Below are 21,342 nucleotides of genomic sequence, written 5' to 3'. Positions count from 1 at the left end.
CGTTGATGTAATCATGCCGGGGCCGCCCGGCGTGGCAGCTCAGCGCAGGAGTCGCTCGGCCTCCGGCTGGTACGCGTGCTCGGCCCACTCGCGCGGGGTGCTGCCGTACCGCCCGTCGACGACGGCGCGGTCGGCCCCGGCGTCGAGGAGCGCGCGGATGAGGTCGAGGTCGCTCGCCCAGGCCGCGTGGTGCAGGGGTGTGGCGCCCTCCGCGTCCGTCTCGTTCGGGTCCTCGGGGACGTGGCGGACGGCTGCGGTCGCCCCGGTGACGTCGATGCCGTGCTCGGCGAGGAGGGCGAGGCGCGCGGCGAAGCCGTGCTGCGCGGCCCAGTCGATCTGACGCCGCCAGACCTGCTGGCGGGTCTCGGTCTCCGCGCCCGCACGGGTCTCCCACGGGCTCGGCCCGGCGTCGGCGAGACCGTGCGCGAAGAGCAGCTCGAGGTGCGAGTCGTCGGGCCGGAACATGCGGTTGTAGAGCGTCTGCTGGTCGACGGGGTGCGCGCCGCGGTCGAGGAGGAGTGTCGCGAGTTCCTCGGAGCGCGGGTGCCGGGGCTGGCGGCCCGCGCCCTGCTCGCCCTCGCCGAAGACTCCGGTGAGGGCGGTGAACGGGGTCGGGAGCCCGGAGTGCAGGAACCCGGTGTTCGGGTCGGCGCCGGCGTCGAGGAGTAGCGAGGCCGCCGCCAGCGAGTCGTCCCGTGCGCTCGGGAGCGGGACCCGCGAATAGCAGAGGTAGGTCACGGGGTGCCAGCCGAACGGGCCGCCGGCGGCCGTGGCGAGGGACGGATCGGTGCGGAGGTGTGCGGCGAGTGCCTTCGTGTCGCCCGCGGTGGCGGCGGCCCAGATGCTGCGGTCGACGATGCCGGGGGCGCTCGCGAGCAGGGTCGCGGCGTCGCCCCAACGGGGCGGCGCGTCCGACGGGCCGTAGCGCAGGCAGGCCAGCGAGCAGAACAGGTCCTCGGGTGCGAGCGCGGCCTCGTTCACGGCGCACGGGTCGACGGTGAGGTCGGCGTTCGAGGCCGCGGGGGATCCGCTGCGTGCTCGGTCGGTCATGGCGCCTCTCGGTCGGTGCTCGCCCGGTTGGGTGTCGCGGTCAGCGCAGCAGGTTGGTGCGGGCCACCTGCTCGCGGAGGAAGTGGAACTGGGCGTCGAGGCTGGCCTGCAGGTCGCGCAGCTCGTCGGCGTGGTGCTGGAAGCGCAGCGCGTCGGCCTCGTTGCCGACGGCGTCGCGGTAGAGCTGGTCGAGCAGCTCGCGGTGCGCGCTGCTGTTGGTGCGGTCGAGGATCTGCAGGTCGCCGAGGAGCCGTTCGACGGGGCGCAGTTCGCCGAGGTACTCGGCGAGGGCCGCGACGTGATCGCGGAGGGCGTCCTCGGCCAGGCGGGCGGCGTGGGTGTACTCGTCGATGTGCTGGGCCAGCGCGGGAGTGGCCGGCGAGGCGCCCGACGGCCGCGGGGTGTCGGTGCGCATGCGCCACACGCGGTAGGCACGGTGGCTGATGTCTTGCAGAGTGGCGTCGAGGTTGATCCGGACGCGGTGCTGATCGAGCAGCGGGTTGTTCCACGCGGGGGAGCGGCGGATCTCCTCGGTGAGCAGGACCGCGACGCCCAGGAGCCGCGTCTCCACCCGGGTCTGGCCCGGTTCCGCCTCGGGGTTGTACGCGGGCGTGCGCTCGGCCCGGAACGGCCACGGATTCGCGTCGAGGCGCGCCTGCTCCCGCTCGGCGAGTCCCCGGCGGTACTTGCTGACCCGCCATCCGTGCACGCCGAGCACCCCCGCAACCGCGAGGAGTAGTAGGAGGAACGCGCCCACGCCCACCGTCGCGATGGCATCGCTGACCAGGAAGGCACCGAAGAGCATCACGACCGCGACGACCGCGCCCTTCTTGATCTGGGGTGGCGGCCCGTATTGCAGGTGTGCCAGGTAGCCGGGGGTGTTGCTCGCGGTGAACCGCCGGTAGGCGTCGTCGATCGCGGTCGCGCGGAGGTTCTGCAGGAAGTGGGCCGCGTCGTGCGCCGCGGCCTGCGCCTGCTCCCGCCCGACCGGGACCGCGTCCGCCGCCGTGGTCACCCGCTGGGCGATCTCCTGGGGCACCGTCTCCGCCATCTCGAACCTCCTCCAGAGCCCTACCTCGAATGTACCGGCGTCTCGTAGCACTGAGATTTCGTTGGCTCGGCGGCGTCGAGGCGGTTGGTCATTGTCAATCGTCCGAAAGGACGGCCTCCGTGCCATCGGGGTGGTGTTCGACGAGGCGGCCCTGGTCGTCCAGGACAACGGTGACGATTCCCTCCGCGGCTCACATCTCGCCGAAATCGGTCTCGTACAGTCTCTGCTGGAGTTCCACCCGGAAGAGTGCGCCGTACAGCCGCGCTTCTTCGGGGGTGAGAGCACTGATGGGGAAGGTTCCAGCACGGGCGGCCTCAACACGGCGTCGTGAAGGGGTGTCGTGCGTGATCTCTCGGCCGACCCTGACCCAATGATCGATCTGGCCGGCAACGGATCTGCCTCGTCGAGCGGCTTCGGCGTGGGCGTGTTCGACGATGTCGTCGGCGATTCGGACTGTGTGCGACATCGTGGTCCTCCTCCGTCGATCAGATCGACGCGATAACACAATGCTAGGCGCGGTTGTGGCGCTCCGGCCACCGCCGAGACGGTGGTCCGGAGCTCCTGTCGACTACTTCAGCGCGACCTTGGCGCCGCCCGAGAACATCGAGTCGTGCAGCTCGATGGTGGCGGGCTCGGCGTCCTTGGGCATGTCGAAGACGACCTTGACCTGCACCGTGTTGCCGGGGTTGATGTTGTCCCACACCGGCACGTCGGAGTCGCCGAGCGCGATCTGCGCCATGGAGTCCGACTCGAACGAGCGACCCTGGACGTCCTTCACCTTCTGCGACGACGGGCTGAAGCTCTGCGGCTTGGTGCCGATGTTCTTCACCGTCATCGCGACGACGACGAACTGGCCCTGGGCCTTCTTCGCGAGGTACGGGTTGTCGCCCACCTCAGCGAGTCCGGTCTGCACACCGGTGACCACGAACTCGAACTTCCCGTCGCGCACGGGCGTGTTCAGGCCCTCGGCCTTCGGGTCCGCCTTTGTGGTGGGCGCGGCCCCCGTCGTGGTGCCGCCGGCGGCGGTCGCCTCGTCCTTGTCACCGCCGCCGGTGGCGACGGAGACGACTACCAGGAAGGCGATCACCGCCAGCACGATCCACGGCCACTTGCGCTTCTTCTTGGCAGGGGGAGCGGGCGGAGCGCCGTATGGTGCGGGCTGCCCGGGATACGGCTGTCCGGCGTAGGGCTGACCGGGCTGCTCGGGCTGCAGCGGGAAGGGCTGCTGAGACATGACGAATCCTCGATTCTTGGGATCAGTGAAGTCGACGGGAGGCGGGAAGTGCCTCACGTCGTGAGTGGAGCCCTCGGCTCCGGTGGATCAGGCCGACGGTGCGCAGAACGCGCCCGTCAGAAGTGGTGACTGTTAGTTCACGTCAGAATGGCTGTGCATGCGGTCATTTCATCCTCCCCAGGACCTGATGGAAGGAGCATCGCACCGCCCACTGACAAGTTTTTGGTGGCGGTCTTCGGCATCGCGGTAGTCTCAGGTCAGCGGTTCGGCGGAACTCCCGCCGAGGGCAGATCCCCACTCGCTCTTCTCTCGATGGCGGGCCCCGGCTCGGAACTACGCGCAGCACCGGCGCCGGCGGCCGCCTTCTCGACAGCTCGGAACAGGCCGCCGCCCTCAGCGGGCCCGCAAACACGTCGCGACGTCGTCCTAGAGTCGGGCGTTGGCCGCTGCGACTCGACCGCACCGCCTTTCGCTGGAGGAGTGGCGCGCCTTGGGGGAAGCCACGGCGTCGCGCGTGGAGCTTCACGAAGGGGCGCAGGAGCCGCACTCAGCGGCCGATGTGCTGCTCGCCGTTGAGGTGCTGTCGCCCGGCACCCGCCGGGTCGACCTGGTGATGATGCGGAGTGAGTACGCCGACGCAGGGATTCCCCACTACTGGATCGTCGACCTGGACGCGTCCATGCTCGAAGCGCTCGCCTTCTCCGACGACGGATACGAATCCGTCACGGTGACAAGAACAGCTTCCGAGCCGTTCGCGGTCACCGTCGACCCGACCCGCCTCGCGTAGCCGGGTCGGTCCGCGTATCCACCCCCACCGGCAAGGACGAGCGGTAGCCGGCCCGTACGTCACCGGTGACGGTGGCCAGCTGATGCTCGCCGTCCTCGCGGAAGACGCTGTCGGAGGCCAGTGACACGCGACTGAACGTTCGCACCGACGACTCGTACCCCGCGGTGGCGTAGACGGCGTCGCAGACATCCTTCGGGAAGGCCAGCTGTGAGGTGGCGATGGCCGCCGTCGCGTCGGTGATGTCGGCCCGGTCGCGGTAGACCTCGAAGTGGACGTGCGGCCACCGCCCCTCGTAGCAGGCGGGGAAGATGCTGGTGAAGCGCACGACCGCGGCATCGTCGGCGATCTGCACGCCGCGCAGGTAGTTCTGGTCGGTCGCGCCGGCGGTGTACAGCGAGTAGCGGCCCTCGCGATCGCAGTGCCAGACATACACGGCGGCGCCCGCGAAGGGCGCACCGTCGCGCGCGAGGTCGCGCACCGTCAGCTCGAGGGTCATTGGCACGCCGTCCGCGGTGCCGGACATCGCGCCGAAGCTCGACCGGATGTCGCTGCGCACCACGCCGTCGGTCTCCAACACGTCGGGCCCGTTCGACCCGTCGCCAGGGTACGGTCCCGCCGTCTCCTCCGGGATCTCGGCGAGGGTCGCGATCGTCGGAGCCGAGCCTGCCGCGGAAGAGGGTGCGGTGGCGGACGCCGTCGATCCGCCCGGAGAACTCGTTCCGCACGCCGCCAGCCCGACCCCGGCGGCACCGATGCCGAGCGCGGCGAGCATCCGCCGTCGGCTCATCAGCGTGCCGAGATCGAAGCTCAGCCCCTGGTCGACGACCTCCTCGTGCGGGCGGGGCAGGGGGCGTCCCTCGTAGGTGCGCATGACGGTCCTTCCGGCGGAGTCGGCATCCGCGACGAAAGGAACGGTATCGGCCCATTCGCGCTCCCGCCGTGGAGTTCGCTGTGAGGCCGCTGGGAACCGCTGAGTTCACGAGACTGTCAGTGCCCGGCGCTACCGTTCGGGCATCGTCGAAGGGGGCACGATGTCGGACCTGGAGCCACTGCTCACCGCGCAGATCGTCCCGCCCGATCGGGCGGCGGACTTCCTGCGCGCCATGGACATCGAGATCGAGGACCTGTACGCCGCCGTGACAGCGGGGGAGCGCGCAGCCGATGCGCTCGACCACTTCGCCCCGCCCATGGCGCCGGGCTTCGTGCGCTGGGTCGAACTCGTCGCGGAGCTGCGCCGGCGGCTCGCGGCGACGGGACGGTGGTTCCCGGACAACAGGCGCGGCCAGCCCGCAAGCCGGCACATCGCCAGCCGCCGCACGCTCACGGTGATGAGCGGCGACGAGGCCACCGGCAGCGCCGGGTCGGCACACGGGCCGCGCATGGTCCGGCGCAAGGGGACGGCAACCGCGGATTCCTTCCGGCCCGACGAGGTGTTGTTCCCGCTCGCGGACCTCCGCCCCGCGGCCCGGTTCGACGGTGCGCTCGCCGGCACCTGGGTGCTCCTCTACTGCGACGACGGCGCAGCGGTTCGCCTGGAGGTCTCCCAGCCGTCCGGCTTCGACGAGGACTCGGGGCAGTTCACGGGCTGGATGGTGCGGGTCTTCCTCGACGACTGGCGCCCGGGCGACCGGCGGCCCGGCGACAGGCGGAGCCCGGAAGCGGGACTCGAGTCGGGCCTCGGCGCCGCGACGGACCTGCAGCTGTTCCGGTCGGTCGCCTGAGCCGTCCCGGTGAGCTGGCCGAAACCGGGCCGCGCACCGTCGGACATGCGGTACGCATGGTCCATGCCTGAGCGGATCCTGCCCCTGACCTCCACGATGCAAGACGAGCACCTGTCACTGGCGACGCTGCTCCGCCACGCCACGACGTGGTACGCGGACGCCGCCGAGGTCGCCACGTGGACGCCCGAGAAGACGACCCGGATGAGCTTCGGCGAGATGGGGCGCGAGGCCGCCCGCCTCGCGAACGCGCTGAAGGCCCTCGGCGTCGTCCCGGGCGACCGCGTCGGCACGTTCCAGTGGAACAACAACGAGCACATGACCGCGTACGTCGCGATCCCCGCGATGGGCAGCGTGCTGCACACCATCAACATCCGGCTGTTCCCGGACCAGATCACCTACATCGCCAACCACGCCGCCGACCGCGTGATCATCACCGACGGCAGCCTGATCCCGCAGCTCAACGCCGCGATCGGCGGCATGACCACCATCGAGCACGTCATCGTGGTCGACGGGAACAAGGACGAGGTGGAGGCACCGGCGGGCGTGCAGCTGCACGACTACCGCGACCTGCTCGACGCGCAGGCCGACGAGTACGACTGGCCCGAGATCGACGAGCGCGCGGCGGCGGCCGCCTGCTACACCTCCGGCACCACCGGTGACCCCAAGGGCGTCATGTACAGCCACCGCAGCATCTGGCTGCACTCCACCGCGGTCTGCGCGAGCTACGGCCTCGGGATGGGTCCGAACGACACCGTGCTGCCGATCGTGCCGATGTTCCACGCGATGAGCTGGGGCACGCCGTTCGGGGCGCTCATGTCGGGCGCCTCGCTGATCCTGCCGGACCGCTACCTACAGCCCGAGCCGATGGCCCGCCTCCTCGCCGAGGAGAGGCCGACCATCTCCGCCGCGGTGCCGGCGGTGTGGATCGGCATCGTCAACCACCTGGACGCGCACCCGCAGGACATCAGCCATCTGCGGCACATCGCGTGCGGCGGCTCGGCGGTCCCGCTGAGCCTCGCCAAGGCGCTCGACCGGCACGGCGTGCAGATCGTGCAGGCGTGGGGCATGACGGAGACGTCGCCACTCGCCAGCATCGCGTGGCCGCCGCGTGGGGTGACGGGCGAGGACGCGTGGGCCTACCGGAACACCCAGGGCCGGTTCTTCCCGGGCGTGCAGGGCAGGCTCGTCGACGACCTGGGCGAGGTGGTGCCGGCGGACGGCGAGACGCAGGGCGAGGTGCAGGTCCGCGGACCGTGGGTCACCGGTAGCTACTACAGCCCGGAGGGGTCCGAGCCGGTGGGGCCCGACAAGTTCGAGGGCGGCTGGTTGCGCACGGGCGACATCGGCAAGTTGTCCGCCGACGGCTACGTGACCCTCGTCGACCGCTCGAAGGACGTGATCAAGTCCGGCGGCGAGTGGATCAGCTCCGTCGAGCTCGAGAACGAGGTGATGGCGCACCCGGCGGTGCTCGAGGCGGTGGCGATCGGCGTGCCCGACCCGAAGTGGGACGAGCGGCCGCTGGTCGCGGTGGTGCTCCAGCCGGGCGCGGAGGTCACCATCGCTGAGCTGCAGGAACACCTCGCCGGGAAGTTCGCGAAGTGGCAGATCCCCGACAATTGGGCGTTCATCGCGGAGGTGCCGAAGACCTCCGTGGGCAAGTTCGACAAGAAGGTGCTCCGCGCTCAGCACGCCGCGGGCGACCTCTCCGTCGTCCAGGAATAGATACTCGGACGGGCGTGTCAGAACACCTGGGGTTGACACGATGATGCATTCTGAAAGGCATGCCCGAGCAGTCTCACGATCCGCGCTGGGTCGCCGCTGCTAATTGGGCGGCGGCCGGCGGCTTCGGCGTGGGCGCGATCGCCCAGCGCGAAGGAGTCACCCGGATCGACGCGCTGCTGGCGATCGCGGACGAGTGGGCACGGTACCCGCACCTGTTCACCAGACCGGCCGCTGTGGTGCCACCGGTGGGCGTGGAGCAGTGCCCCGAGTGCGGGATCTGGTTCTCCGACGTCGAGGCGCACCGCGTGGTGCACCGGCGCGGGCGGCAGCGCCCCAAGACGACGCGCGCCCGGCCCGCGAGCCGACAGCGGACCGTCGAACCTGTGCGGACCGGTGGCCGCCCCGTGCGCCCACGTGCCTCTCCCGCAGGCCTGGACGGCGCCCTGGAGCCCCCGCCGCCCGGCAGGGGGGTCCCGCTGACCGAACTGCCGCCGGATGCGCCCTGGGCCACCTGGGCCGAGGCGGCCAACTGGGCCGCGGCGAACGGGCTGGGGCCGAGCCGCCTCGCCGACCGGGTCGGCACCGATGCCGCCTCCGTGACGGTGGCGATCATCGACGCGTGGAGCCACGACCCCGCGGCGTTCACCGTGCCGGCGGCCGTCGACGCCCCGGGCGGTGCACTCAAGCAGTGCCCGGCGTGCGGTCTGTGGTTCGCGAGCGTCGACAACCACGTCGCGGCGCACGGCCGGATCAGCGGTCGCCGCCGAGGCTCGGCCCGCACGCCGGCGCGGTGGGGCTCGCGTACCGAGCACGACGGGCACGCCGCCCCGCGCACCGCCTTCGAGCACGCGATGGAGCGCGAAGGGCTGCTCGACCAGTACCTCGAGCTGCGGCGCTGCGTCCTCGAGCACCTGAGCCCCGCGCAGTTCCGCACCCGCATCGACGCCACCGACCCCCGGGTCGCCGAGCTCCTGGGGCGGATGGCCGCGCACGCCGAGTACACGACCGCGCTGGGCGACCTGATGCGCTCGCGGGAGGGCCTGCTGGACGACGACGGCGACCGGGTGCAGTGCCACCTGTGCGGACTGTGGATGGCGATGCTCGCGCCGCACCTTCCGATGCACCGGATCGATGCGGAGGCGTACCGCGGCCGGTTCGGCCTCGCCGCCGACGACGCTCTCGCGTCCCGCAGCATGGTCCCGCCGCGACTGCGCGCACCCCGCCGCGCCGCCGGTACCGCCGCAGGTGCCCCCGCCGAGGGGAGCGCCGTCGGCGTGCCCGCCGTGACCGCCTGACGGGTCCCTGACGGGTCCCAGCGAATCCGCAGGCTGCGTCATGCTCGCGCGCAGGACCGGCCGTCAGGCTTGCCGACATGACGACGATGACGAAGATGATCGGATCCGCACTCCTCGGAGCGACCGTGGTCGGCGGCCTCGCCACGGTCGGTGCCGGCGCCGCCGCGGCTGCGCCGAACCCGGCTCAGCCCGGCGCGCCGGGCGTCGGCCAGGGCACCCGCCCCGCCGCGAAGCCCGCCCCGCGGCCTCTAGCCCGGCCCGCGCCGAACCAGGTTCCGCGCCAGGTCGCCCTGCGGCCGAACGGGCAGAACCCGAACTGGCGGCCCGGGCCGGTGTACCGGCAGGGAGCGTGGCACACGCCGGTCTGGGATCAGGGGCGCAACCACTGGGGCTTCTGGCTCGGGCCGATCTGGATCCCCGTCGGCTGACGCCCATCGGCCGGCGCCCCGCCCGCCCGCACCCGAACCTGTCGGCCACCCGTCCTAATCTGGACGGGTGGCCGATCCGCAGAGTTACCGTCCCGCACCGGGCACCATCCCCACGCAGCCCGGCGTGTACAAGTTCCGGGACAAGCACGGCCGCGTCATCTACGTGGGCAAGGCGAAGTCCCTGCGCAGCCGCCTCAACTCCTACTTCGCCGACGTCTACGGCCTGCACCCGCGGACGTACCAGATGGTCACCACCGCCGCGTCCGTCGAGTGGACCGTCGTGGGCACCGAGGTCGAGGCGCTGCAGCTCGAGTACAACTGGATCAAGGAGTTCGACCCGCAGTTCAACGTCCGCTACCGGGACGACAAGACCTACCCGATGCTGGCGGTCACCCTCAACGAGGAGTACCCGCGGCTCTACGTCTACCGCGGGCCCCGGCGCAAGGGCGTGCGCTACTTCGGGCCGTACAGCCACGCCTGGGCCATCCGCGAGACGCTGGACCTGCTGCTGCGCGTCTTCCCCGCGCGCACCTGCTCGGCCGGGGTCTTCAAGCGGCACAACCAGATGGGCCGCCCGTGCCTGCTCGGGTACATCGACAAGTGCTCCGCGCCCTGCGTCGGCAAGGTCAGCGCGGCGGAGCACCGACAGATCGTCGAGGACTTCTGCGACTTCCTCGCCGGCAAGACCGACAACCTCATCAAGCAGCTCGAGAACGACATGCTCGGCGCCAGCGAGGACCTCGACTTCGAGCGCGCCGCGCGCCTGCGCGACGACGTGGCGGCGCTGCGCAAGGCCGTCGAGAAGCAGGCCGTGGTGCTCGGCGACGGCACCGACGCCGACGTGATCGCCTTCTCCGCCGACGACCTCGAGGCGGCGGTGCAGATCTTCCACGTCCGCGGCGGGCGTGTCCGCGGGCAGCGCGGCTGGGTGGTGGAGAAGCCGGGCGATGCGGAGCAGAACGAGCACGCCGAGCTGCTGGAGCAGTTCGTCACGCAGTTCTACGGCGAGGAGGTCGAGCGTGCGAAGCAGTCGGGCGACGGCGCCGCCAACCCCGTGCCGCGCGAGGTCCTCGTCCCCGTGCTGCCGGACGACGCGGACGAGCTGCAGGACTGGCTCACCGGGCTGCGCGGCGCCCGGGTCTCGCTGCGGATTCCGCAGCGCGGCGACAAGCGCACGCTCATGGAAACGGTGGAGCGCAACGCCGTCGAGGCCCTGCACCAGCACAAGCTCAAGCGCTCCGGCGACCTCACGGCCCGCTCGGCGGCGCTGCAGGGGCTCCAGGACGCGCTGGACCTCGACGAGGCGCCGCTGCGCATCGAGTGCGTCGACATCAGCCACATCCAGGGCTCCGATGTCGTTGCCTCGCTCGTCGTCTTCGAGGACGGCCTGGCGAAGAAGTCCGACTACCGGCACTACGGGATCAAGGAGGCCGCGGGCGACGGCCACAGCGACGACGTCGCGTCGATCGCCGAGGTCACCCGTCGCCGCTTCCTGCGCCACCGGGCGGACGCCCGGCAGGCCGAGGCGGAGGGCACCGGCGGGGAAGACGTCGCCGACGACAACGGGGGAGACCTCGCCCCCGAGGCAGCGCTCGACCCGCAGACGGGGCGCCCGCGCCGGTTCGCGTACCCGCCCAACCTCTTCGTGGTCGACGGTGGCGCGCCCCAGGCGGCCGCCGCGCAGGAGGTCCTCGACGAGCTCGGCGTGACCGACGTGGCCGTGGTCGGCCTCGCGAAGCGGCTCGAGGAGGTGTGGGTGCCGGGGGACGAGGACCCGGTGATCCTGCCGCGCAGTTCGGACGCGCTGTTCCTGCTGCAGCGGGTGCGCGACGAGGCGCACCGGTTCGCGATCTCCTTCCACCGCAGCAAACGGTCCAAGCGGATGACGGCGAGCGCGCTCGACGCGATACCCGGGCTCGGCGATACCCGGAAGACCGCGCTGCTGCAGCACTTCGGCTCCGTCACCAAGCTCCGCGAGGCCAGCCTCGAGGAGATCGTCGAGGTGCCCGGGATCGGGATGACCACGGCCCGCACCGTGCTCGACGGCCTGCGCACCGACGGCGCGTGAACGCGACCGACGTGGTGGCGCAGGTCGCGCCCGTTCTCGTCTTCCTCCTCGCCATCACCGTGGTCGCCGAGGTCGCCCAGCTCGCCGGGTTCTTCGACGCCCTGGGCGTGCTCGCCGCCCGGCTCGGAGGCGGCCGCGTGGTACTCATGTGGCTCTGTGTCGTGGCGGCGGCGTGCGCGGCGACCATCGTGCTCAGCCTGGACACGACGGCGGTGCTGCTGACCCCCGTCGTGCTGGCGGCGGCGACGCGCCTCGGGATGGCGCCCCTGCCCTTCGCGATGACCACGGTCTGGCTCGCGAACACCGCCTCGCTCCTGCTGCCGGTCTCGAACCTCACCAACCTGCTCGCCGTCTACCACCTCGAGGGCGGCGTGCGGGCCTACGTCGCCCTCTCCTGGCGGCCCGCGGTGGCGGCGATCGCGGTCACCGTCGTCGTGCTGTGGCTGCTGCACCGCCGGGACCTGCGCGGCCGCTACGAGATCCCCGGCTTCGAGCAACCCTCCGACCGCGTCCTGTTCGGCGTCGCGGCCGTCGTCTGCCTCGCGCTGGGTCCGGCGTTCGCGCTCGGTGTCCCGCCCGCCGCGGCGTCGACGGTGGCGGCCCTGGTCCTGGTGGCGACCCTCGCGGCCCGGTCGCCGCAGCGGCTCCGCGACATCGTGGTGCCGTGGCGGATGGTGCTGATCCTGGCGGCCGTCTTCGCCGCGGTCCAGGTGCTCCTCGCGGTCGGGCTCGAGGGTGTCCTGCGCGAGGTCGCGGGGGCGGGCACGGCACCGTCGGACCTGTTGCGGGTGGCGGGCGTCGGGGCGCTCGCCGCGAACGGGGTGAACAACCTGCCCGCGTACCTGGCCCTCGAGCCCGTCGCCGCCGGCGACCCGCTGCGGCTCATGGCTCTGCTCGTCGGCGTCGGCGTGGCGCCGATCGTCACCCTGTGGGCCTCGCTCGCGACGCTGCTCTGGCGCGAGCGGTGCGCCCGCGCGGGCGTGCGGATCTCCGCCCGACGGTTCGCGTTCCACGGCGTGTTGCTCGCCGTCCCCGCGACGGTCGCCGCGGTCCTGGTTCTCTGACGCGTCAGGTATGTCCGGTTGCTCCCCATCTCGTCGGGCTTAGTGTAGCGTCGCCTTACTCTCGCCCGTCGTGAGTGATTTCGTTGCTCAAGAAAAGGATTCGACGATGTCGTTGCGCAAGCGCTCCACCCTGGCCGCCGCACTGGTGGCGGTGGCCTCCCTCACGATCACGGCCTGCGGGTCGAGCGGCGACGGTGCGGCACCGTCGAGCTCCACCGCGGCGGGCGGCGACCTGACCCTCTACAACGCCCAGCACGACACCCTCACCAAGGAGTGGGTGGAGAAGTTCACGGCGGAGACCGGCATCAAGGTCACCATCCGGCAGGGCAAGGATTCCGAACTGGCGCAGCAGATCATCGCCGAGGGCGACCGCTCGCCCGCCGACGTCTTCCTCACCGAGAACTCGCCCGCCATGACCCAGGTCGAGAACAAGGGCCTCTTCGCCGACGTCGACCCGGCGACGCTCGCGCAGGTCGGCAACGGCCTCAAGCCGTCCACGGGCAAGTGGACGGGCATCGCGGCCCGCTCGACGGTACTGGTCTACGACAAGCGCAAGGTGACGCCCGAGCAGCTGCCGAAGTCGATGGCCGACCTCGCGATGCCGGAGTGGAAGGGGCGCTGGAGCGCGTCGCCCTCGGGCGCGGACTTCCAGGCGATCGTCTCGGCGTACCTGCAGCTCAAGGGCGAGCAGGCCACGAAGGACTGGCTGAAGGCGATGAAGGACAACGCCAAGGAGTACAAGGGCAACGGCGCCGCCATGAAGGCCGTCAACGCCGGTGAGGTCGACACCGCTCTGATCTACCACTACTACTTCTACGGCGACCAGGCCAAGACCGGCGAGAACTCCGGCAACGTGGGCACCCACTACTTCAAGAACCAGGACCCGGGCGCCTTCGTCTCGATCTCCGGCGGTGGCGTGCTGAAGTCGTCGAAGAAGCAGGCGCAGGCCCAGCAGCTGCTCAAGTTCATCACCTCCAAGGCCGGCCAGGAGGTGCTCGAGAAGGGCACGTCCTTCGAGTACCCGGTGGCTTCGGACGTTCCGGCCAACCCGAAGCTCGTCCCGATGGCGGACCTCCAGGCCCCGACGGTCGACCCGGCCAAGCTCAACGGCCCGCAGGTCGTGACCCTGATGACCGAGGCGGGCCTGCTCTGAGGCTGCTCACCCTCGCGGCCGCCGCTCTGGCGGCGGTCGCGGCGGTGCCGCTGGGCTTCGTCGTCTACACGACGATCGATACGGGCTGGGCGGAATCCGCCCGGCTCGTGTTCCGGCCCCGCGTCGCCGAACTCCTCTCCAACACCGTGCTCCTCACGGTGATCGCCGTGCCGCTCAGCGTGATCGTCGGCGTCGGCGGCGCCTGGCTGGTCGAGCGGACCGCGCTGTGGGGACGCCGCGCGTGGTCGCTGCTCCTGGCGGCGCCGCTCGCGATCCCCGCGTTCGTCGGCAGCTACGGCTGGGTCTCCGCGATCCCGTCGCTGGGAGGTCTGTGGTCGGGCGTCCTCATCGCCGTCCTGTTCTACTACCCGCTCGTCTACATCCCGGTCGCGGCGGCGCTGAGCCGCCTCGACCCCGCGCTCGAGGAGTCCGCCGCCGCGCTCGGCCTCGGCCGGTGGGCGGTGTTCGCCCGGGTCGTGCTCCCGCAGTTGCGGCTCGCCGCCCTCGGTGGGGCCGTGCTCGTGGCGCTGCACCTGCTCGCCGAGTACGGGGCGTTCGCCATGATCCGGTTCGACACCTTCACCACTGCGATCATGGTCCAGTACCAGTCGACCTTCAACGGCACCGCCGGGTCGATGCTCGCCGGGGTGCTGGCGCTGCTGTGCCTGTTCCTGCTCCTCGCCGAGGTGGCCGCGCGCGGCCGGGCCCGCTACGCGCGGGTCGGCTCGGGCGCGGTTGCGACGCCGGAGCGGATCCCGTTGGGCGGCTACCAGGCCGGGGCGCAGCTCGCGCTCCTGGCGCTGGTGGGCGCGGCCCTCGGGCTCCCGTTGTGGTTCGTCGTGCGGTGGACCGTGCGCGGGGCTGCGCAGACGGTGCCGGCCGATCTCCTCGGGGCGCTCGGCACGTCGCTGGGCTACGGGGCGGCGACCGCCGTGCTCACCGTCGCCGCCGCCTTCCCGCTCGCCTACCTCGCCGTGCGCCGGCCGAACCGGATCACCCGGACGCTCGAGGCGTCGACGTACGTGAGCAGCGCGATGCCCGGCATCGTCATCGGCCTGGCGCTGGTCACCGTCTCGATCCGCGCGCTTCCCGACCTCTATCAGAGCGCGACGGTGCTGATCCTCGCGTACGTGCTGCTGTTCCTCCCGCGCGCCGCCGTGGGCCTGCGGGCCGGGCTGGCGCAGGCGCCGGTCTCGCTGGAGGAGGCGGCCCGCGCCCTCGGTGCGCCGCCGCCGATCGCGTTCGCGCGCATCACCCTCCGGCTCACCGCTCCCGCCTCCGCGGCGGGCGCGGCCCTCGTCTTCCTCGCCGTCACCAACGAGCTGACCGCGACGCTGATCCTGGCGCCCAACGGCACTCGCACCCTCGCGACGGAGTTCTGGGCGCGCAGTAGCGAGATCGACTATCCCGGCGCCGCGCCCTACGCCATGGCGATGGTGCTCCTGTCGCTGCCCACCACCTACCTGCTGTTCCGCCAGTCCCGACGGGCCGCCGGACGCGCCACTCGGACGAGAGGAGCTGCATGAGTACCGAACTCGCCCTGCGCGGGCTCACCAAGCGGTACGGCGCCGACACCGTGCTGCGGGACGTCGACCTGACGGTGCCCGCCGGCTCGATCACCGCCGTGGTCGGGCCCTCCGGATCGGGCAAGACCACGCTGCTGCGCCTCGTCGCGGGCTTCGCGCGGCCCGACGCCGGGTCGGTCCGGCTCGGCGACCGCGACCTCGCCTCGGACTCCGCGTGGGTCGCCGCGCACCGCCGCGCCGTGGGCTACGTCGCGCAGGACGGCGCGCTGTTCCCGCACCTCTCCGTCGCGCGCAACATCGCCTTCGGGATGGGGGCATCGCTGCCCGTGCGCCGGCGTGCCGCCGCCGGCCGGGTCGAGGAACTCCTGGAGACTGTCTCGCTGGATCCCGCGCTCGCGCGGCGCTATCCGCACGAGCTGTCCGGCGGCCAGCAGCAGCGCGTCGCGCTCGCACGGGCGCTCGCGGGGAGCCCGCGGATCATGCTGCTCGATGAGTCCTTCTCGGCCCTCGACGCGGGCCTGCGGGTCGCGACCCGCGCCGCCGTCGCCGACGTCCTCGGCGCCGCGGGCATCACCACCGTGCTCGTCACCCACGACCAGGCGGAGGCCCTCTCCTTCGCCGACCAGGTCGCGGTGCTCCGCGGCGGCGCCCTGGAGCAGGTCGGTCCGCCCGCGCGGGTCTACGCGCGCCCCGCGTCGGAGGCCGTCGCGCGGTTCCTCGGCGACGTCGTCGTGCTCGACGGTGCGCTCGACGGCGCCGTGGCCGAGACGGTGCTGGGGCGGATCCCCGTCGCCGGGGCCGACGGTGCCGCCGCGCCCGGCCCGGTGCCACTGCTGTTGCGCCCCGAGCAGATCCGGATCGCGGGGGAGGGGGTGCCCGCCACCGTCGTCCGGGTCGAGTTCTTCGGGCCGGACGCCACCGTGGGCCTGACGCTCGCCGACGGTGCGGGCATCGAGATCCGGCACCCGAGCACCGAGCTGCCCGCGCCCGGCGATGAGGTGCGGCTGCACGTCGTGGGGGAGGCCGTGATCCTCGAATCGCCCGCGGCTCAGCGGTAGACGAGGAGCGGCACAGTCGCCGGATCGATGTTGTCCGCGGAGTACGGACCTTCGTAGCAGTACCCGAGGCGATCGAGGATGGCGTTCTCGGTGATCCAGCCGAAATCGTCGTCCTCACCGTGGAGGTCGCGTTCGAACGGCAGCCTTCCGCCTTCGTCGACGATCACCCCGTCGTCACTCGAGCCGGCGAACGACCGGATCAGTTCTCCGCCGCGCCAGGCGGCGAAGCATCCCATGTCGACGACGGAATGGAGTACGAACACGTCCGCGTCGTAGTCGTCGATCAGCGCCACGCCCCAGCCCTCGACGGTCTGCTCGAACCAGGACAGCACGTCGTCGCTGGCGACGATGACGAGGTCGCCGTAGACCGCCACCGCGATCTCGCCGTCCTTGGGGTAGACGTCGACAGAGAGATCACCTGTCCGGTGCGATCGACGCGATCGGCCCCAGGAACGCTTGCCGAGGACCGCGGTCGCCAGGGCATCGCTCGCGTCGACGTCCAGCGGCGGCAGGTTCCGAAGCCTATCCGCCGGATCGGATCGGCACGCGACGACGAAGTTGCACTTCATTCCCATGCCGAGATCGTAGGCGCGGTGCCTTGCGTGGCGCTTGGACCGGGCCAGTGAGCTCCGGGGTTCGGATCAGCTGCCGCCGAGCACAACCCCCTCGCGGCGCGGGTCGGCGCCGCCGGCGTACACGTCGCCCTGCTTGACGATCGCCGAGAGCCCGGACACCTGCGGTGCGAGGTTCAGCGTGTGCCCGAGGGCGCGCAGCTGCTCGACGACCTTGCGGCCCTCGTCGGTGTTCAGCGTCGGGTGCGCGCTGTCCACGTTCGTCTTCGCCGTGTTGGCCGCGCCGAAGTTCGCGAGACCCACGGCCTGCTGCGGGTTCAGCTTCCAGTCGGTGAGACCGATGATCGTCTTGATCACGTACTGGATGATGACCGCGCCGCCCGGAGAGCCCAGCGCGCCGATCGCCTCGCCGCGGGCACCGTCCGCGCCGCGGCCGAAGAGGATCGTCGGCGACATCGAGCTGCGGGGGCGCTTGTTCGGTTGAACCCGGTTCGCCACCGGCAGCCCGGCCGAATCCGCGGGCTCCGCGGAGAAGTCGGTCAGCTGGTTGTTCAGCAGGAAGCCGTCGACCATGTGGTACGAGCCGAAGGCCGACTCGACGGTGGTGGTCATCGACGCCACGTTGCCGGCCTTGTCGAGCACCGTGATGTGGCTGGTGCCGTGCTCGGGCGTGGTGGTCACGCCCGGTGTGGCGGTGGGGAACTCGCCAGGCTTCGCCGTGCCCATGGTCTTGTTCCGGTCGATCAGCTTGGCGCGGCCCTCGAGATAGGCGGGGTTCACCAGCGCGGCGGGGGAGCCGCCGGGCAGCGGGATGAAGTCGGGGTCGGCGATGTACTTGTCGCGGTCCGCGTAGGCGAGGCGCTCGGCCTCGGAGATCAGGTGGATGGCCTCCGCGGTGGGGATGCCGCCGTCGGGACCGGGATCGCCGCCGTGCACCGCATCGGGCCCGAGCTTCGACAGGTCGAAGGAGTTGAGGATGCCGAGCGCCTGCGCCACGGTGATCCCGCCGGACGAGGGGGCGGGCATGCCGCACAGCTCGCGGTCGCGGTACGGGGTGCAGACGGCCTCGCGGGTCTTCACGGCGTACTGCGCGAGGTCCTCCACCGTCATCGTGCCCGCCGTGCGGCCGCCGGTGGTGTCGCGCACCGAGGCGACGATCGCCTCGGCGATCGGACCCGTGTAGAAGGCCTTGGCGCCCTCGGAGGCGATGGCGCCCAGGGTCTTCGCGTACGCGGGGTTGGTGAGCTTGACGCCCGCCTTCTTCGGCGCGCCGTCGGGCTCGAGGAAGTAGGCCCGCAGCTCCGCGTCGTTGGCGAAGTTCTTCGCCTCGTCGGCGATGGCGCCGGCCAGGCGCGGGCTGATCTCGAAGCCGTCGTCGGCGATCCTCACGGCGGGATCGAAGAGCTCGCGCCAGGTCTTGCTGCCGTGCTCGCCGTGGACGGCCTCCAGGAGGCGGAGCGCGCCGGGGACGCCGATCGCCCGGCCCGAGGAACGGGCGTCGGGCTGGGGCGCCGTCCGATCGGTCGGTGAGATCCAGCGCAGGTAGTTCTCGTCGGCGCCCGCGGGTGCGGTCTCGCGGCCGTCGTAGGCCTGCACCTTCTTCGTCTTCGCGTCGTAGTACAGCAGGAACGCGCCGCCGGCGATGCCGGAGGACTGCGGCTCGACGAGGCCGAGCACCGTCTGCGCCGCGACGAGCGCGTCGGCCGCGCTGCCGCCCTGGTCGAGCACCTCGCACGCCGCCTTCGTGGCGAGCGGATTCGCGGTGGCGACGCCGTAGTCCTTGGTGTGCGTCACGGGCAGCCCGGAGCGGTATCCGGACGCGCCCTCGGGGTTGGTGCTGATGTCCTTCGGGCCGCTGGGGGACGCCGCGGCCGACGGCCGGTACATGGTCCCGGTCGGGGCGGTCGCGTCGCAGCCTCCCGCCGCGATCGTCACCGCCGACGGTCCGCCGGACGGCCCGCCGTCCGAACCGGAGGTACCGCACGCGGTGAGCGCGAGGGGAATGGCGACTGCGGCCGCGGCCGCCGACCTGAGACGGAGCATGACATCCTCCACGGGAATCGGATCATCGAAACCTAACACCGCCCCGTGAGGGGTGCGAAGGGTTCGGCGAGACGTCAGCGGTGCGCGGCGTCGGGCACCGTCGGCGGGCACACTCCACCTGCGCGGGTGGCGAGTTCGAAGTGCCACCACTCGTTGTCGAACGTGCGGCACAGGCCCCAGCGGTTCCCGTTCGCCGCCAGCCACGCGGCGCCCTGCCACGGCCCGACGTCGATCGCCTCGCCGCTGACGTGGGTGGACTCGGCGGGCGGGAGCACCCACCGCCTGGCTTCCGCGGGGGAGCCGTACCGGGCGAGCCCGTCTTGCCACAGCCACTGCTGCTGGTCCCAGGAGCGCTTGCCCGACGTGATGCTGAGCACCGTGCCGTTCGCGGCGGCGGCGCGGTACGCCGCCGAGTAGGCCTCCGCGAGGGCCGGATCGAGACCCGCGGTGCCGGGCACCGTCTCCGCCGACGCCGCCGGAGCCACCAGCACGGACGCCGCGACGGCGAGGGCGGCGGCGGTCACGGAGGCGGCACGGGGGACGGACACGACGACGACTCTAGGCGGTCGGCGGTCGCGGGTGGACGGCCCGTCGAGACCACCGCGGGAACCGGCCGCGGTGGCTAGGCTGGAGCGGTACCGACGAGCCAGGAGGAGGTTCCGTGCGCCCGACCGGGAATCCGGACGACCGAGCCGAGGAGCGGACCGTCGGCGAACACCGCAGCGACGGCCCCATGGACGTGCTCCTGGTGACCGGCCTGTCCGGCGCCGGACGGGGCACGGCGGCCAAGGTGCTCGAGGATCTCGGCTGGTACGTCGCCGACAACCTGCCGCCCGCGCTGATCAGCAACATGGTCGACATCTCGCTGTCCGACGAATCGCGGATCCACCGCCTGTGCATCGTGACCGACGTGCGGAGCCGCACCTTCACCGGCGACTTCGCGAACATCCGGCGGGAGTTGGCGGAGAAGGACATCGAACCCCGCGTGCTCTTCCTCGACGCCTCCGACGAGACCCTCATCCGCCGGTTCGAGCAGGTGCGCCGCAAACACCCGCTCCAGGGCAGCGGCACCCTCGCCGAGGGCATCGCCGCCGAGCGGCGCATCCTGCAGCCCATCCGCTCCACCGCCGACCTGGTGCTGGACACGTCGACCCTCTCGGTGGCGCGGCTGCGCGAGACGATCGAGAACTCCTTCCGCACGCTGCGCTCGGGCACGATCACCGTCACCGTCGAATCCTTCGGCTTCAAGAACGGCATCCTGCTGGACGCCGACATGGTGCTCGACGTGCGCTTCCTCCCGAACCCGTTCTGGGTGCCCGAGCTGCGCCCGCTCAACGGGCTGACCGACGAGGTCTCCGGTTACGTGCTGGGGCAACCGGGCGCGTCCGACTTCCTCGACACCTACGCGCAGCTGCTCGATCCGCTGCTCGCCGGGTACCGCCGCGAGGGCAAGACCTACCTCACCGTGGGCATCGGCTGCACCGGCGGCAAGCACCGCAGCGTCGCCATGACCGAGGAGCTGGTGCGCCGGCTCGCGGGCCGGCCGGGCATCGAAGTCCGTGCCGCGCACCGGGATCTGGGGCTCGAATGACGGCGCTCAAACTGGCCTCCCTCGGCGGCGGCCACGGGCTGTTCGCGACCCTGCGGGCGGGCCGCGCCCTCGGCGCGGAGATCACCGCCATCGTGACGGTCGCCGACGACGGCGGATCCTCGGGCCGGCTGCGGAGCGAGCTCGGCATCATCCCGCCCGGCGACCTGCGGATGGCGCTGGCGGCGCTCATGCCCGACGACGACCGCGGCGAGTTCTGGGCCGGGATCCTGCAGCACCGCTTCGGAGGCGGCGGCGCAATGGCCGGGCACCCCGTCGGGAACCTGCTCCTCGCGGGGCTGTGCGAGGTCCTCGGCGACCCCGTCGACGCGCTCGACGCGATCGCCGACCGCTTCGGTGTCCAGGGACGCGTCCTGCCGATGGTGCCGGGGCCCTTGCGGATCGAGGCCGACGTGACCGGGCTGGAGGACGATCCCCGCCTGTCGCGCGTGATCCGCGGGCAGGTCGCCGTGGCCGTGACGCCGGGGCACGTGCGCCGGGTCCGGCTGCTGCCCCCGCACCCCGAGGCGTGCACCGACGCGGTCGAGGCGATCCTGGCCGCCGACGTGGTCACGCTCGGCCCCGGATCGTGGTTCAGCTCCGTCATCCCGCACGTGCTCGTGCCCGAGCAGGTCGACGCGTTGCGGCGCACGACCGCGCGGCGGGTACTGATCCTCAACCTGGCTCCCGAGCCCGAGGAGACCGGGGGCTACTCGCCCGAGCGACACCTGCACGTGCTGGCCGCCCATGCCGACGGGCTGCGCTTCGACGACGTCCTCGTCGACGCCCGGACGGTGCCCCCGGGCGCCGAACGCGAGCACCTCATCCGCGCCACCGCGCTCCTGGGTGCGACGCCCCACTTCGTGGACGTCGGCGTGCCCGGGACGCACCAGCACGACCCCGAGGCACTGGCAGCCGCGATCGCGAAAGTGGCCTACAGTGAACTCTCGGACCGCGAATAGTCAACCTTTTCCTTTCCCAT

The 21,342-nt window shown here is 71.9% G+C and carries 20 protein-coding genes; 12 read left to right on the top strand and 8 right to left on the bottom strand.

Features of this window, described 5'->3' with window-relative positions:
• Positions 1-39 precede the first annotated feature (39 nt).
• The 4 genes from BLW32_RS18190 to BLW32_RS18175 all read right to left on the bottom strand — a co-directional run bounded on the left by BLW32_RS18190 (position 40) and on the right by BLW32_RS18175 (position 3,335).
• On the bottom strand, positions 40-1,050 hold the full coding sequence (locus BLW32_RS18190) for an ankyrin repeat domain-containing protein (protein ID WP_068739052.1): 1,011 nt from the start codon (positions 1,048-1,050) through the stop codon (positions 40-42).
• Between the two features lie 40 nt (positions 1,051-1,090).
• On the bottom strand, positions 1,091-2,101 hold the full coding sequence (locus BLW32_RS18185) for a hypothetical protein (protein ID WP_068739050.1): 1,011 nt from the start codon (positions 2,099-2,101) through the stop codon (positions 1,091-1,093).
• Positions 2,102-2,291: 190 nt separating this feature from the next.
• The gene (locus tag BLW32_RS18180) at positions 2,292-2,567 is read right to left on the bottom strand and encodes a TA system antitoxin ParD family protein (RefSeq protein ID WP_231857272.1); all 276 of its coding nucleotides are present in this window, start codon (positions 2,565-2,567) and stop codon (positions 2,292-2,294) included.
• A gap of 102 nt (positions 2,568-2,669) precedes the next feature.
• Entirely contained in the window at positions 2,670-3,335 is a 666-nt protein-coding gene (locus BLW32_RS18175; RefSeq protein WP_068739046.1) for a DUF4352 domain-containing protein, read from the bottom strand.
• Between the two features lie 439 nt (positions 3,336-3,774).
• On the opposite strand from BLW32_RS18175, the gene BLW32_RS18170 reads away from it, so the two are divergent.
• Positions 3,775-4,122 (top strand): Uma2 family endonuclease, encoded by a 348-nt coding sequence (locus BLW32_RS18170; protein WP_082791145.1) that lies wholly within the window; start codon positions 3,775-3,777, stop codon positions 4,120-4,122.
• Here the strand turns inward: BLW32_RS18170 and BLW32_RS18165 are convergent.
• Complete coding sequence (locus tag BLW32_RS18165; protein WP_068739043.1) at positions 4,094-4,993, bottom strand: intradiol ring-cleavage dioxygenase; 900 nt, start codon at positions 4,991-4,993, stop codon at positions 4,094-4,096. The two genes, BLW32_RS18170 and BLW32_RS18165, sit on opposite strands and share 29 nt — an antisense overlap.
• Positions 4,994-5,153: 160 nt before the next feature.
• On the opposite strand from BLW32_RS18165, the gene BLW32_RS18160 reads away from it, so the two are divergent.
• From BLW32_RS18160 to BLW32_RS18120, 9 genes are all read left to right on the top strand, one after another.
• Positions 5,154-5,843 carry a hypothetical protein gene (locus tag BLW32_RS18160; RefSeq protein WP_068739041.1) on the top strand — a complete coding sequence of 230 codons (690 nt, stop codon included), beginning with the start codon at positions 5,154-5,156 and terminating at the stop codon, positions 5,841-5,843.
• Positions 5,844-5,906: 63 nt separating this feature from the next.
• Positions 5,907-7,565: a long-chain fatty acid--CoA ligase gene (locus BLW32_RS18155; RefSeq protein ID WP_231857271.1), complete on the top strand. Its 1,659-nt coding sequence runs from the start codon at positions 5,907-5,909 to the stop codon at positions 7,563-7,565.
• Between the two features lie 59 nt (positions 7,566-7,624).
• Positions 7,625-8,860, top strand: coding sequence for a hypothetical protein (locus BLW32_RS18150; RefSeq protein WP_068739039.1), 1,236 nt, complete (start codon positions 7,625-7,627; stop codon positions 8,858-8,860).
• Positions 8,861-8,937: 77 nt separating this feature from the next.
• Positions 8,938-9,288 carry a hypothetical protein gene (locus tag BLW32_RS18145; RefSeq protein WP_068739037.1) on the top strand — a complete coding sequence of 117 codons (351 nt, stop codon included), beginning with the start codon at positions 8,938-8,940 and terminating at the stop codon, positions 9,286-9,288.
• A gap of 67 nt (positions 9,289-9,355) precedes the next feature.
• A complete protein-coding gene (gene uvrC / locus BLW32_RS18140; protein WP_068739035.1) occupies positions 9,356-11,356 on the top strand; it encodes an excinuclease ABC subunit UvrC in 2,001 nt (666 codons plus the stop codon).
• Positions 11,353-12,420, top strand: a complete 1,068-nt coding sequence (locus tag BLW32_RS18135) for an SLC13 family permease (protein ID WP_068739033.1) — start codon at positions 11,353-11,355, stop codon at positions 12,418-12,420. Before uvrC ends, BLW32_RS18135 begins: the two co-directional genes overlap by 4 nt.
• A gap of 112 nt (positions 12,421-12,532) precedes the next feature.
• Complete coding sequence (locus BLW32_RS18130) at positions 12,533-13,573, top strand: iron ABC transporter substrate-binding protein (RefSeq protein ID WP_225535824.1); 1,041 nt, start codon at positions 12,533-12,535, stop codon at positions 13,571-13,573.
• Positions 13,570-15,099 (top strand): ABC transporter permease, encoded by a 1,530-nt coding sequence (locus BLW32_RS18125; RefSeq protein ID WP_175546320.1) that lies wholly within the window; start codon positions 13,570-13,572, stop codon positions 15,097-15,099. Before BLW32_RS18130 ends, BLW32_RS18125 begins: the two co-directional genes overlap by 4 nt.
• A complete protein-coding gene (locus tag BLW32_RS18120) occupies positions 15,096-16,157 on the top strand; it encodes an ABC transporter ATP-binding protein (RefSeq protein ID WP_068739029.1) in 1,062 nt (353 codons plus the stop codon). The genes BLW32_RS18125 and BLW32_RS18120 overlap by 4 nt, the downstream gene beginning before the upstream one ends.
• On the opposite strand, the gene BLW32_RS18115 is transcribed toward BLW32_RS18120, so the two are convergent.
• From BLW32_RS18115 to BLW32_RS18105, 3 genes are all read right to left on the bottom strand, one after another.
• Complete coding sequence (locus tag BLW32_RS18115) at positions 16,148-16,732, bottom strand: DUF6928 family protein (protein WP_074850689.1); 585 nt, start codon at positions 16,730-16,732, stop codon at positions 16,148-16,150. The two genes, BLW32_RS18120 and BLW32_RS18115, sit on opposite strands and share 10 nt — an antisense overlap.
• A 66-nt stretch (positions 16,733-16,798) precedes the next feature.
• Positions 16,799-18,772, bottom strand: coding sequence for a gamma-glutamyltransferase (ggt, locus tag BLW32_RS18110; RefSeq protein ID WP_068739667.1), 1,974 nt, complete (start codon positions 18,770-18,772; stop codon positions 16,799-16,801).
• 74 nt (positions 18,773-18,846) lie between these two features.
• Positions 18,847-19,320 carry a M15 family metallopeptidase gene (locus BLW32_RS18105; protein ID WP_231857269.1) on the bottom strand — a complete coding sequence of 158 codons (474 nt, stop codon included), beginning with the start codon at positions 19,318-19,320 and terminating at the stop codon, positions 18,847-18,849.
• Positions 19,321-19,505: 185 nt separating this feature from the next.
• Between BLW32_RS18105 and rapZ the strand changes: the two genes are divergently transcribed.
• Together rapZ and BLW32_RS18095 are read left to right on the top strand one after the other, a co-directional pair.
• A complete protein-coding gene (gene rapZ / locus BLW32_RS18100) occupies positions 19,506-20,363 on the top strand; it encodes an RNase adapter RapZ (RefSeq protein WP_068523156.1) in 858 nt (285 codons plus the stop codon).
• Positions 20,360-21,322 (top strand): gluconeogenesis factor YvcK family protein, encoded by a 963-nt coding sequence (locus BLW32_RS18095; RefSeq protein WP_068520778.1) that lies wholly within the window; start codon positions 20,360-20,362, stop codon positions 21,320-21,322. The genes rapZ and BLW32_RS18095 overlap by 4 nt, the downstream gene beginning before the upstream one ends.
• Positions 21,323-21,342: the final 20 nt, after the last annotated feature.

Source organism: Tsukamurella tyrosinosolvens (assembly GCF_900104775.1).
Classification (GTDB): Bacteria; Actinomycetota; Actinomycetes; order Mycobacteriales; family Mycobacteriaceae; genus Tsukamurella; species Tsukamurella tyrosinosolvens.
This window is presented reverse-complemented; position numbering and strand designations above follow the sequence as displayed.

Excerpts from the sequence above, each read along its gene's own strand:
- BLW32_RS18190 (WP_068739052.1), bottom strand. The coding sequence starts at position 1,050 with ATGACCGACCGAGCACGCAGCGGATCCCCCGCGGCCTCGAACGCCGAC.
- BLW32_RS18185 (WP_068739050.1), bottom strand. The coding sequence starts at position 2,101 with ATGGCGGAGACGGTGCCCCAGGAGATCGCCCAGCGGGTGACCACGGCG.
- BLW32_RS18180 (WP_231857272.1), bottom strand. The coding sequence starts at position 2,567 with ATGTCGCACACAGTCCGAATCGCCGACGACATCGTCGAACACGCCCAC.
- BLW32_RS18175 (WP_068739046.1), bottom strand. The coding sequence starts at position 3,335 with ATGTCTCAGCAGCCCTTCCCGCTGCAGCCCGAGCAGCCCGGTCAGCCC.
- BLW32_RS18165 (WP_068739043.1), bottom strand. The coding sequence starts at position 4,993 with ATGCGCACCTACGAGGGACGCCCCCTGCCCCGCCCGCACGAGGAGGTC.
- BLW32_RS18160 (WP_068739041.1), top strand. The coding sequence starts at position 5,154 with ATGTCGGACCTGGAGCCACTGCTCACCGCGCAGATCGTCCCGCCCGAT.
- BLW32_RS18155 (WP_231857271.1), top strand. The coding sequence starts at position 5,907 with ATGCCTGAGCGGATCCTGCCCCTGACCTCCACGATGCAAGACGAGCAC.
- BLW32_RS18150 (WP_068739039.1), top strand. The coding sequence starts at position 7,625 with ATGCCCGAGCAGTCTCACGATCCGCGCTGGGTCGCCGCTGCTAATTGG.
- BLW32_RS18145 (WP_068739037.1), top strand. The coding sequence starts at position 8,938 with ATGACGACGATGACGAAGATGATCGGATCCGCACTCCTCGGAGCGACC.
- BLW32_RS18120 (WP_068739029.1), top strand. The coding sequence starts at position 15,096 with ATGAGTACCGAACTCGCCCTGCGCGGGCTCACCAAGCGGTACGGCGCC.
- BLW32_RS18115 (WP_074850689.1), bottom strand. The coding sequence starts at position 16,732 with ATGGGAATGAAGTGCAACTTCGTCGTCGCGTGCCGATCCGATCCGGCG.
- ggt (WP_068739667.1), bottom strand. The coding sequence starts at position 18,772 with ATGCTCCGTCTCAGGTCGGCGGCCGCGGCCGCAGTCGCCATTCCCCTC.
- rapZ (WP_068523156.1), top strand. The coding sequence starts at position 19,506 with ATGGACGTGCTCCTGGTGACCGGCCTGTCCGGCGCCGGACGGGGCACG.
- BLW32_RS18095 (WP_068520778.1), top strand. The coding sequence starts at position 20,360 with ATGACGGCGCTCAAACTGGCCTCCCTCGGCGGCGGCCACGGGCTGTTC.